The sequence below is a fragment of the Sphingobacterium psychroaquaticum genome (assembly GCF_004421025.1).
Taxonomy (GTDB): domain Bacteria; phylum Bacteroidota; class Bacteroidia; order Sphingobacteriales; family Sphingobacteriaceae; genus Sphingobacterium; species Sphingobacterium psychroaquaticum.
The window spans coordinates 477,394-489,578 of record NZ_CP038029.1; the positions used below are offsets into that span (position 1 = coordinate 477,394).

A 12,185-nucleotide genomic window follows, 5' to 3' on the forward strand; every position below is an offset into this window, starting at 1 on the left:
TAGGTCTCCTTTAAAGCAACGTCACTATGCGCCCAATTATATTTGTCTTTTTATATCTCTGTTATAGCGCAGTAGCCTTTGGGCAAAAGAAATTAAAACCACAGGTGTTGGTGTATGGCGATGATATAACGGCCTATGCAGCTGCATTACAAAGTTCGCTTTCCAATGTGCCGACGCTGTGGATTTTGCCGGGTTCGAAGATGGTTCCCGAGCTGACAACGAAGCCATTGTCTTTTGATAATCTGGCAAACCTGGACGGCGGAATTTGGATGAGCCTATTGATGGAGATGGCCATTTCACAAACAAAAAGTGATTCCATTGCAGCCTTGGTGAAGAAGGATATAAATCCGCAACTAGCAGCGAACGCGTTAGAGAAACTTCTTCTTAAGCAGACAAATTTATTGGTCGTGAAAGAACAAAAGATTGAGTCCATGAAGCGCAATAAGAATACATGGACCATCACATGCTCTAATAAGCAAAAATATGATGTACGTGGCGTAGTGGACGCCACTTCTGACCAGCTGTTACACTCGTTTACAGGAAGCGCCATTATGCATGCAAAACCAGGACGTTTGCTTCCTGTCGAGCGTTTAAATGCCGAACAGGTACGGACGTTAATCGCTAGTGGGCAATCGGGGGATCAGGTCTATGGTTTAACTTTTTCCAATATGATATTTTTAGAAAAGGATAATGTATTAAACTTGTTTGCGGTTCAGCAGTTGCTTGATCAAGAACAAGCCACTATTCCTCTAAAAGCGAATATTGGGCAAGCATTGGGAGCTATTGTGGCGTATACGGCTTTCTTTAAAACAGCGGTAAGCAAAGTGGATGTCCGCAAATTACAAACAGAGTTGCTAACATACGGTGCACGTATTGTGCCTTTTCAGGATATAGCAACAGATGATCCCAATTTTATGTCGATTCAGAAAATAGGACTAAGTAACTTGTTTAAAGGAATGAAGGTCGATCCGGGTTACTATTTTGTGAAAGAAGCACCTGTTCGGTACGAAGAAGTAGAGCCGGTATTTAATAAATTATTTACACGAAGCCAACTTTGGTTTTTAGATAATAAAGGAAGTGAGTTCTATTGGAAGGACTACCTGAGCTTACTTAAGTTTGTGGGGTTACGAGGTGATGAGATAGAGAAACAGATTGCTAAAGATTGGAATAGTAAACTAAAGTTTGAAGGCAATTTTGATGTAGACAAGTTGGTGACAAGGTATCAATTTGCAACCCTATTGGACCGATATGCAAGTCCGTATGTACAGCGTGTTACGCAAGAGGGGCAACCCATACACTAACCCTGGATCTTTTTATTGTGGACCTTAAAAAAGTAGAGGCTGTATCAAAATAAGATACAGCCTCTTAATATTTAATCCGTATTGTTAATTCTATTGATATTGGAAAACCTTATCTAGATTTTCATTATTCGCCTGGGTAAGGTTTAGATCAATAAGCTCTCCTGTGCCGATGTTAATCACCATACCATGAATAGCAAGGTCCTGTCCATTTTTCCATGCAGATTGTACGATCGATGTTGTACATAGGTTGAAAACCTGTTCCTTAACGTTTAGCTCTACTAATCTATCCGTTTTGCTTTCTTGATCTTGGATGGCATCAAGTTCTTTTTGGTGTAAACGGTATACGTCTTTGATATGGCATAACCAGTTGTCAATAATGCCATGTTGTTTACTGGAGATAGCTGCTGCTACACCACCACAAGCATAGTGACCTGCTAAAATAATATGCTTAACTTTTAGAACATTTACGGCGTAATCGAGTACCGATAGCATACTCATATCCGAGTGTACACATAGGTTGGCGATGTTACGGTGAACAAATACTTGTCCAGGTTTTTTTCCAGTTAATTCATTGGCAGGAACACGGCTATCGGCACAGCCGATCCATAATACTTCTGGATTTTGACCTTTTGCTAGTTGTTCGAAACGTCCTGTAGTATCATTGGCGACAAACTCCATCCAGTTCTTGTTACCGTCTAAAATTTCTTGAAAGCCTTTTTCTAAATCTTGATTTCCCATGTTATTTATATTTTAAATAGTGGTCGAATAAAAATTCAACCAAGTTACTGCATTAAATTGTTTTCTTAAAGTATTTGTTTGATAAAGCTGTGAAAGAGCCGCATATCATTGATTTACGCACCATAGTAGATACACGGCTCTTGAAGCATTTATTATTTTTTGTACGTGATCGATTCGAGTTCGATATCAATCCCCTTGCTGACGGCGTTCATCTCAAAGTCCTTGAGTACTTCGATAACATCCTTGTCGATAAATTTACTACTCTTTCCATCGATTCGAATAGCTGCAATCGTTTTAGGTAAACTGTAAAGCTTCTGTTGGATAGGCACTTTATTTAAGAAAGAGACCTCCTCCGCCAATGTCATCACAACGGTTTGATTGCCATCTTGCTCCTTAACCTCCATTTTGAATGCATTCTGCATATTTGCGCGGATGATATAAAATACAGCAACCAAAATACCGATACCAACACCCATCAATAGATCTGTAAATACAATGGCTAGAACCGTGATAAAGAAGGGAATAAATTGATCTAACCCTTTACGCATCATATCCTTGAACAGAGCTGGTTTCGCTAATTTAAAACCGGTGTGTAAAAGTATAGCGGCTAAACACGATAATGGGATAAGGTTAATCACCATAGGGATCGCTAAAAGAGCCACCAATAACCACATACCATGAAGCATTGCGGATTGTCGGGTACGACCACCTGCTTGCACATTTGCAGAAGAGCGAACGATAACAGAGGTCATCGGTAAACCACCTAGAAAGCCACTCGTCATGTTTCCAATACCCTGTGCAATCAGCTCTCTATTGGTTGGCGTTACTCTTTTGAAAGGGTCAAGTTTATCAACTGCCTCTATACTTAGTAATGTTTCCAGACTGGCGATAATAGCGATGGTAAAGGCTACAATCCAAACGTCTTTGTTTATGATCTGTGTGAAGTCAGGAAAAACAAAAAGTCCTGTAAATTCCTGAAAAGAGCTCACAATTGGGATCATTACAAAGTGTTCCGGCGTTAGTCCATAAGAAGAACCCTGAAAAGCTAAGGCTAATCCAATTCCGATCAAAACGACCACCAAAGGTGCCGGTATTTTGTTCAATCCTTTTATTTTGGGCCAGTAAATTAATACCGCTAACGACAACAGACAAATAATGGTTGCTCCCCAATTTATGGTGGAGACAATGGTGTTACCAAAAGCAGCGATACCGCCTCCATCTTCCACCTCAAATGCATGGGTTTCAATCATACCGAAGGCAAGTGGAATTTGTTTCAAGATTATGGTAATCCCGATAGCGGCCAACATGCCTAAGATAACAGATGAAGGAAAATAGTTGCCAATCATTCCCGCTTTTATGATACCTAGAATAAGTTGAACGATACCAGCAATAACGACCGCTAATAAGAACGTTTCGTAAGCGCCTAGTTTTTCAATTGCTCCGAGTACAATCACCGTCAGACCGGCCGCTGGACCGCTAACGCTTAATGGAGATTTACTGATGGAGGCAACTACGATACCACCAATAATTCCGGTAATAATTCCTGCAAATAATGGCGCACCAGAGGCCATTGCAATTCCCAAACATAATGGTAGTGCTACTAGAAACACCACAACACTAGCTGGAAAGTCATATTTTAAGTCTCTTTTCGATAATTTTAGAAAAGCAGACATACGAGTTCCTAACATAAAATTTTTCTAACTATTTTAATTCATTTCATTTGATTGAATCCATCAGGATCCCTATCAAAGCATTTTTAATGCTTCAACAGTTGTTCTAAGGTGAAAAATGAATTAACAGTTAGGAGGCGGGGTGGGAACCGACGGATGAAATACCTCAAAGAGTTTCTCATTACGCAGGTAGTGCCTTTCTTGTGCCTTATTTTCAATTGTAGGGTTGAAGGCCAGAAAGTCGGATGATGATGTACTAAAGAATTTCGAACCTGCTTCATGGAGATCTTCGGATGGGTTGTTTCCTTTAGCGGTATTCTCTATTTCTAGTTGCAGAACCACCTGTAGAATTGTGCCTTTATCCAATACATCCACGAACATAGGTGTAGCCGAAATTAACATCTTCACGAAGAAGACGGCAAAGCAGATCTTTGCAGCTATTACCTTTTTGGTCGATATGAATATTCTCTTGTTGTACATAAATTACGATACAAAAATACGAAAAATTGAAAAAAATATATCATGGTTTTGTATTATAATTGTTATTTTTTCGTAAATGATTCTATCTTTAACCAAGGATTTTGATAGGAAAAGTCTTTTATTTTGTAAAGTTCATAATTAAAAATTTAACATGGAAACTAACGAATCGGCTTTTATTGAGCGGGTTAAGTCATCATATAGCCCCAAAGGTGCATCGATCCAATTAGGTGCCGGTATTCTCAATGGACATATTGTTACGGATGCGCGCGTAAACCTTGCACTAAAGATGATGAATAGGCATGGACTAATTGCCGGGGCGACCGGAACGGGGAAGACCCGGACCTTACAGCTTATTGCAGAGCAGTTATCTGACGCGGGTGTTCCTGTTTTTATGTTGGATGTCAAAGGAGATCTTTCCGGATTGGCAGAACCTGGAGTAACCAATCCAGCACTGTTGGAGCGCGGAGAGGCGGTTGGTGTACCCTTTGTGCCGGCTAGTTTTCCGATAGAATTGTTTTCTTTAACGGGTAAACTGGGGACATCCATGCGTATTAAAGTGAGTGACTTTGGGCCTGTGTTGTTATCCCGCATTTTGGATCTGAATGATACACAAACGGGCGTTTTGGCTGCCATTTTTAAATATGCCGATGATACAAAACTGCCTCTGGTGGATTTAAATGATTTAAAGAAGTTACTTTCTTATTTATCAGAAGGGCCCGGAGCAGATGAAATTAAGGATGATTATGGGAAGATAAGTACGTCTACTGCCGGAACTATTCTTCGTAAGATTGTTGCCGTTGAACAACAAGGACTGGCGCATATCTTTGGAGAAACGGCTTTTGATGTTAAGGATTTAATAAATAAGGTAGATGGTAAAGGCGTTATTTCTTTATTGAATATCTCCGATGTACAGGATCAGCCTTTATTGTTCTCTACATTTTTATTGAGCTTGCTTGCTCAGTTGTTCAAAACATTGCCGGAAGTGGGGGATTTAGATCAGCCTAAGCTTGTCTTTTTCTTCGATGAAGCGCATCTTTTGTTTAATGGTGCTTCAAAAGCTTTTATGAGCCAGATTGAGCAGATTGTGCGTTTGATTCGCTCGAAAGGTGTTGGTGTTTTCTTTTGTACACAAGCTTCTACCGATATTCCGGAGTCTGTTTTAGGTCAATTAGGAAATAGAGTACAACATGCGTTACGTGCTTTTACTCCGAATGATGCTGAAAATTTGCGTAAAACAGTAAAAACATATCCCCATTCAGATTTTTACGCTATCGATAGCGTGCTCACATCATTAGGTATCGGACAAGCATTGATAACCGTGTTGAATGATAAAGGTATTCCGACCGAGGTTGTCGCCACGCATCTAGTGCCTGCCCGTGCGGTTATGGGGCCGATTCCAAGTGCTGAATATCAACAGCTGGTACAGCAGTCTTCCTTTGTGGAAAAGTACCAGGAACGTCAGGAAAACCGGTCGGCAGCTGAGATTATTGAGGAGAAGATGATGACGTTTCAGACTAAAAAAGCACAAGAAGAAGCACAGAAGGAAGCCGCAAAAGTCAATCGATCAAGCGGAGGGCGGGCGCGACAAACGCCGCTTGAGGCAGCAACAAATCAAGCCTCTCGAACGCTGGCACGAGAGGGCGCAAAGTTTCTCGGTAAGCTTGCTACGGGAATCTTGAATAGCTTCTTTAAAAAGAAATAGAATAATATTTTTATCTTTGCAGACCTTAAAAAAATTATTGTTACTAACAGAAGTAAATAATGAGTAAACCAACACTGTTAATTCTTGCCGCGGGAATGGCGAGCCGATATGGGTCTTTGAAACAGATTGATGCGTTCGGACCACATGGCGAGACGATTATTGATTATTCTATATATGACGCTATCCAAGCTGGTTTTGGGAAAGTCGTGTTTATTATTCGAGAAGAATTTGTAGACAAGATGCGTGAGGTTTTTGATGAAAAACTGGCCGGTAAGATCGAGGTTGATTATGCGTTTCAGAGTTTTGATTTAACAAAATTTGGTATCGATCGTGTGATCGAACGTTCTAAACCATGGGGTACGGCACATGCTGTAATGAGTGCTAAAGATAAGATCAATGAACCTTTCTGCGTAATTAATGCCGATGATTTTTACGGATCTGATTCTTTCCAGAAAATGGCTAAATTCTTAACGACTGAGGTGTCAGATGAGAAAATGTCATTAATGGGCTTCCAGGTTGGAAATACGATGTCAGACTACGGTTATGTATCCAGAGGAGTATGTGAGGTAGACGAAGAAGGACACATGTTGTCTGTTACGGAACGTACGAATATTTACTATACGGATGCTGCTGATGGCGGTCGTAAGATTGTGTATGAGGAGAATGAGCAACAATTTGATCTAGATCCAAAGACACGAGTATCCATGAATTTCTGGGGCTTTACACCGAGAGTATTTGAGGTGGCAGAGAAAATGTTCCACGGTTTTGTGGAAGAGAATGCAGATAATCCGAAGTCGGAGTTCTTTATCCCTTCTGTACCGGATTATATGGTAAAACATGGCATGGCTGATTTCCGTGTTATCCCAACTTCATCGAAATGGTTTGGTGTAACGTACAAGGAAGATAAACCAATCGTTCAGGAGTCTATTTCTAAATTGATCGCTGAGGGGGCATATCCAGAGAGATTGTTCTAAAAAAATAAGGATATAATAAAAAAGCTCGAAACATTGTTTCGAGCTTTTTTATTGCTTTGTTCTGAAGCTTATTTAACCTCTTCGAATTCTACATCTTGTACATCATCGCCACCTTGTTTAGGCTGACCCTGACCTGTTGGGTCGCCACCTTGGTCTGGCTGTGCACCACCTTGTTGCGAAGCTGCATACATTTCTTCTGAAGCTGCGTTCCAAGCGTTTTGTAATTCTGCCGATGCAGCATCGATTTCATCAAAGTTTTTAGCTGCATATGCAGTTTTCAACTTCTCTAAACCTGCTTCGATAGGTGCTTTTTTATCTGCGGAAATTTTCTCGCCATACTCTTTAAGTTGTTTCTCTGTCGAGAAGATTAAAGCATCTGCTGCGTTGATTTTATCCGCTTCTTCTTTTACTTTTTTATCGGCTTCAGCATTTGCTTCCGCTTCTTGTTTCATTTTTTGGATTTCCTCATCCGATAAACCTGAAGATGCTTCGATACGGATATTTTGTTCCTTACCTGTTGCTTTATCTTTAGCGGATACCTTGATGATACCATTGGCATCGATATCGAATGTTACTTCAATTTGAGGCACACCACGCGGAGCAGTAGGAATTCCATCCAAGTGGAAACGACCAATCGTGCGGTTTTGCGCTGCCATCGGACGCTCTCCTTGTAAGATGTGAATCTCTACAGAAGGCTGGTTATCTGATGCTGTTGAGAAAGTTTCCGATTTTTTCGTCGGGATCGTCGTGTTTGCTTCGATCAATTTTGTCATCACACCACCCATTGTTTCGATACCCAGAGACAATGGTGTAACGTCTAACAACAATACATCTTTTACCTCTCCAGTCAATACACCACCTTGGATCGCAGCACCTAACGCTACAACCTCATCTGGGTTAACCCCTTTTGAAGGCTCTTTACCGAAGAAACTTTTAACCGCTTCTACGATTGCTGGAATACGTGTTGAACCACCTACCAAGATAATTTCGTCGATATCTGATGTCGAGTAACCTGCATTTTTCAATGCTGATCTACACGGATCAATCGTACGTTTGATAAGATCAGCCGCTAAGTCTTCAAATTTCGCACGTGTTAATGTACGTACCAAGTGTTTCGGACCTGTTGCATCTGCTGTAATATATGGCAAATTGATTTCTGTAGATGTTGTACTAGACAATTCTACTTTTGCTTTCTCTGCCGCTTCTTTCAAACGTTGCAAAGCCATGGCATCTTTCTTCAAATCGAAGCCACCGTTTTCATTTGCAAATTCAGTAGCCAACCAGTTGATAATCACGTTATCAAAGTCGTCACCACCTAGGTGCGTATCACCGTCGGTAGATTTTACTTCGAAAACACCATCACCTAATTCCAACACAGAAACGTCATGCGTACCACCACCACAGTCAAAAACAACGATCTTCATGTCTTTGTGCGCTTTATCAAGACCGTAAGCTAATGCTGCAGCTGTAGGCTCGTTGATAATACGTTTAACCGTTAATCCAGCGATTTCACCCGCTTCTTTAGTTGCTTGACGTTGTGCGTCATTAAAGTAAGCAGGAACAGTAATTACAGCCTCTGTTACTTCTTGTCCCAAGAAATCTTCTGCTGTTTTCTTCATTTTCTGAAGAATCATAGCTGAAATTTCTTGTGGTGTATATTTACGGTCGTCGATTTCAACACGTGGAGTGTTGTTGTCTCCTTTTACCACATTATATGGTACTTGACCAATTTCTTTCGCAGATTCATCGTACGACAATCCCATAAAACGTTTAATTGAATAAACAGTTTTGTGTGGGTTTGTGATCGCTTGACGTTTTGCAGGATCACCTACTTTACGCTCTCCTCCTTCAACAAATGCAACGATAGAAGGTGTCGTACGCTTACCTTCGTTGTTAGCGATTACTACTGGCTCATTACCCTCCATTACGGCGACACATGAGTTCGTAGTACCTAAGTCGATTCCTATAATTTTTGACATATCTTGTATTTTATTATTTACGAATATTGTTCTTTCCTTCTACTTATCAAGGGGTGTGCCAACCCTGTTTTGCTTTTAAAAAATAACATGCTTGACGTGTTTTATATGTTTTCCGCTGACAAACTGTCATTTTGTATATGCTGTACACCCTGAGATAGGCTGACAGAAGGTAGGCTTCACGTCTTGCTTTACATAGTAATACTATATAACGCTGTCAATGGCAGTTTGGTTTTTCTTCTCAAAGAGAAAATAGAGGTGAACGTCAGAATTGCGCCATAATTATGATGGAGGAGCGAGCGGTACTCCAATAAGAAGATGTTTCGTTTTTTGGAAACATACAATTCAGAAAAAATTATTAAATTCGTGTTGCAAACTTCATATAATATGACCTTTCAGGAATATTTGGATTATTTTGAGCAAATTTTAGCCGCTCCACAAGATGTAGACCCCTACGGGGATGAGGAGTATTTTAATTACACAAAGTTAAACTGGTCACGGATGAACCGCTGGCTGAAACGTTTTGAACCAAACAACGATATCAAGAATCTTATTGGCTCGATTACCGAACCGCAACACTGGATCGTAATTACAGAACCTTGGTGTGGAGATGCCGCGCATTCTGTGCCACAGCTATATCAAATGGTTAAGAACAACCCAAATATTGACTTTGAAATCCAATTGCGAGATACTGAGCCCTTTTTAATAGAGGACTACCTGACCAACGGAGGGAAATCAATTCCGAAGCTTGTTATACGCAATGATGTAGGGCATGATAAAGTGATTTGGGGACCGCGTCCTGAAAAGTTACAGGATATGTTTTTGGAATCAAAAGAGAAAGGCCTCTCATTTGAGGAAACCAAAGAGCTTATGCAAAAATGGTATAATGAAGATAAGGGAGAGGAAATCCAACGAGAGCTTTTGCTTGCCTTATCTTAATTCAAATATTATTCATGCATATTGAAGATTTAAGAGACTACTGCTTATCTAAGCCATATGTTAACGAAGAGCTTCCCTTCGGACCTGACACGCTCGTGTTTAAGGTCGGAGGGAAGGTTTTTGCACTGCTCGGGATTGATCAATTGGGAGATGATCTACGTATCAATGTGAAATGCGATCCCGAACGTGCTATTGCATTGCGATCTGAATTTGCTGACACGGTCTTTCCAGGGTACCATATGAATAAAAAGCACTGGAATACCATGCACTGTAATCGACAACTCTCAGACAGCGAGATACAAAAACTAATCGATCATAGTTATGATTTAATTTTTGAGGCTTTACCCAAAGCTGTAAAAGCAACGTTACTTGGCTAAACTATTTTCCTTCTAATAACGTAACAATATTTGTAAATCCCTTTTTTCTGGCGTGCTGTAATGGGGTAACCCCTTGGTTATCTGCGATGGACGGATTGACGCCGGCTTGTAGTAACACATTGACAATCTGTACGTATTTAGCCGATCCGTCGCCTAAAATAACAGCTTCGATAAGTGCAGTCCATCCCAAACGGTTTACATGATCTATCGGAAAGTTGGGGGTATTGGCTAATAGGCGGACGGTTTCAACATGTCCACGCTCACAAGCAGGAATAAGTGCTGTACCATTGTATCGATTAAATATATCGAAGCGTGCACCGTTTTTCAAGTATAAGGATACCAGTTTTGTAAAGCCTGAGGCTCCCGCAAAGAGGAAGGGGCTGTCGAGATTGCTGGCTTGCTGGTTAACGTCCGCTCCACGGGAAACCAAAAGCTCGGCCATCGCTACATTGTTGCGCTGAGTCGCCAATAGAAGTAGACTTTCACCTTGTTGGTTTGCAGTATTAATAGCAACATGTTGATCGAGTAATTGTGTCACACTCGTTAAGTTTCCCGCTTTTACGGCACTGATAATATCTACATTCATCATACTATTTTTTTGTTTTTCTTGACAGGATGAGAAAGTTGCACCGCCAACAAGAAGCAGTGCAACAATCATACTAACCTTAATAAAGAATCTTTCCATCATAGATTAAGTTTTTAATAGGAGATACCCGTGCTACTGCTTCAGCGGAGCAGGAGGCATCTACCAAAACAAAAGTCGCTTTGTCACCAATCTTTGGCCATACCTGCTTTCCTTGATCGTCTAAAGGAAGTACATTGTGTGTTGCGAGTTTTAGACAGCGAGAAAGATCATATTCAGTGCTCCAGCCGTAGAGCTGCGCCATAATATTTGATTTTTGTAAGACACTACCAGAACCAAATGTATTCCAATGGTCAATAATACTATCATTACCCGTCCGTACATCCACGCCCTTTTTGTACAACAATGGAATTGGCATAATAAGGCGCCCAAAAGGAACCGTTGACACCACGCCAATTTGTTGCGCTGCCAGCCCTTCGGCAACACCTTCTAAGGTATTCGTTGGCATACTACCTAAGGCAAAGCAGTGGCTTAAGAATGTTTTGCCACGAAGCGCTGGATTTTCGGCAACCTTTTGGGTGAGGTATTGAATAGATTTTAATCCTGCATCACCCTGCTCGTGAAGGTGGATATCGATCCCCTTCTTGTTGTCTAATGCCAGCTGGACAATAAAATCTATGGTCTTTTCTACATTTCCCTCAATAGAAGAAGGGTCTAGGCCTCCGATAAAATCGATATCTAACTTTGCGACATCCTGCATGAGTTGTTCTGATTTCGAAAAGAAGATCCCGTGCTGTGGAAAAGCAACGAGTTCGGTGCCAAAACTATCTTTTTTGTTTTCGATGGCAACCTCTAGGTTTTTTAGCGACTGCAATTTGGATGCAGGTTCAATATTGACATGACTACGTGCAAAGGATACCCCGTTTTGCTGTAACAGTTCAATAAGCTTTTCCGCTCTGTAAGTGGAGGTTTTTAACAATTCGGGCATCGTCTGCTCTTCAAATGTTATCATATCCCGCACACTACGGTTCTTTTTTAAACGCGCTTGCCATGGCCCTCCATAAAATGTTTTGTCCAGATGGATATGGTAATCTTTGAAGGAAGGGAGCATAAGAAAACCTTTGGCATCAAAAGCATCCGCTTGCGGGTTGTTCGCTTTTATTTCTTTGATGTTTCCACCAGAAAGTGTAATGCAAAAGAGCGCGGTGTTCGTGGCAATTACTTCATCCCCGTCATACTTAAATCCCGTCTCGAGACGTACGTTTTTTAACTTAATCTCCTGCTGTTCCATCATCTTTTTATTTATTCTTATTGTTTCATTTGCTGATAAACGACTGCCTATCAGACTGCCGCCGGCCAGCAAAGTAGCCTGTTGTATAAAATCTTTCCTTTTCATCTTCTTCAAAATTAAGGAAGAAAGTAATAGAAAAAGTTAGAAAAACCTT

General features: G+C 40.8%; 11 protein-coding genes. 5 read left to right on the top strand and 6 right to left on the bottom strand.

Annotated elements, in window-relative coordinates:
• The first annotated feature begins 26 nt into the window (after positions 1–26).
• Complete coding sequence (locus E2P86_RS01920) at positions 27–1,301, top strand: hypothetical protein (protein WP_134430407.1); 1,275 nt, start codon at positions 27–29, stop codon at positions 1,299–1,301.
• Positions 1,302–1,391: 90 nt separating this feature from the next.
• Here E2P86_RS01920 and E2P86_RS01925 read toward each other — a convergent pair whose 3' ends face one another.
• From E2P86_RS01925 to E2P86_RS01935, 3 genes are all read right to left on the bottom strand, one after another.
• On the bottom strand, positions 1,392–2,039 hold the full coding sequence (locus E2P86_RS01925; protein ID WP_134430410.1) for a carbonic anhydrase: 648 nt from the start codon (positions 2,037–2,039) through the stop codon (positions 1,392–1,394).
• Positions 2,040–2,191: 152 nt separating this feature from the next.
• Positions 2,192–3,727 carry a SulP family inorganic anion transporter gene (locus E2P86_RS01930; protein ID WP_085472397.1) on the bottom strand — a complete coding sequence of 512 codons (1,536 nt, stop codon included), beginning with the start codon at positions 3,725–3,727 and terminating at the stop codon, positions 2,192–2,194.
• A 105-nt stretch (positions 3,728–3,832) separates the two neighbouring features.
• Positions 3,833–4,189 carry a hypothetical protein gene (locus E2P86_RS01935; protein WP_234991137.1) on the bottom strand — a complete coding sequence of 119 codons (357 nt, stop codon included), beginning with the start codon at positions 4,187–4,189 and terminating at the stop codon, positions 3,833–3,835.
• A 151-nt stretch (positions 4,190–4,340) separates the two neighbouring features.
• On the opposite strand from E2P86_RS01935, the gene E2P86_RS01940 reads away from it, so the two are divergent.
• Both E2P86_RS01940 and E2P86_RS01945 read left to right on the top strand, forming a co-directional pair.
• Positions 4,341–5,891, top strand: coding sequence for a helicase HerA-like domain-containing protein (locus E2P86_RS01940; protein WP_134430413.1), 1,551 nt, complete (start codon positions 4,341–4,343; stop codon positions 5,889–5,891).
• 59 nt (positions 5,892–5,950) lie between these two features.
• The gene (locus E2P86_RS01945; protein WP_085472395.1) at positions 5,951–6,865 is read left to right on the top strand and encodes a sugar phosphate nucleotidyltransferase; all 915 of its coding nucleotides are present in this window, start codon (positions 5,951–5,953) and stop codon (positions 6,863–6,865) included.
• A gap of 68 nt (positions 6,866–6,933) precedes the next feature.
• Here the strand turns inward: E2P86_RS01945 and dnaK are convergent, their stop codons facing one another.
• A complete protein-coding gene (dnaK, locus tag E2P86_RS01950) occupies positions 6,934–8,844 on the bottom strand; it encodes a molecular chaperone DnaK (RefSeq protein ID WP_085472394.1) in 1,911 nt (636 codons plus the stop codon).
• A 384-nt stretch (positions 8,845–9,228) separates the two neighbouring features.
• Here dnaK and E2P86_RS01955 point away from each other — a divergent pair, with 384 nt between their 5' ends.
• Positions 9,229–9,780 carry a thioredoxin family protein gene (locus E2P86_RS01955; RefSeq protein ID WP_134430416.1) on the top strand — a complete coding sequence of 184 codons (552 nt, stop codon included), beginning with the start codon at positions 9,229–9,231 and terminating at the stop codon, positions 9,778–9,780.
• A 14-nt stretch (positions 9,781–9,794) separates the two neighbouring features.
• The gene (locus tag E2P86_RS01960; protein WP_134430419.1) at positions 9,795–10,157 is read left to right on the top strand and encodes an MmcQ/YjbR family DNA-binding protein; all 363 of its coding nucleotides are present in this window, start codon (positions 9,795–9,797) and stop codon (positions 10,155–10,157) included.
• Between the two features lies 1 nt (position 10,158).
• Here the strand turns inward: E2P86_RS01960 and E2P86_RS01965 are convergent, their stop codons facing one another.
• The gene (locus E2P86_RS01965) at positions 10,159–10,845 is read right to left on the bottom strand and encodes an ankyrin repeat domain-containing protein (RefSeq protein WP_240775557.1); all 687 of its coding nucleotides are present in this window, start codon (positions 10,843–10,845) and stop codon (positions 10,159–10,161) included.
• Positions 10,823–12,136: an amidohydrolase gene (locus E2P86_RS01970; RefSeq protein WP_085472391.1), complete on the bottom strand. Its 1,314-nt coding sequence runs from the start codon at positions 12,134–12,136 to the stop codon at positions 10,823–10,825. Before E2P86_RS01970 ends, E2P86_RS01965 begins: the two co-directional genes overlap by 23 nt.
• Positions 12,137–12,185 lie beyond the last annotated feature (49 nt).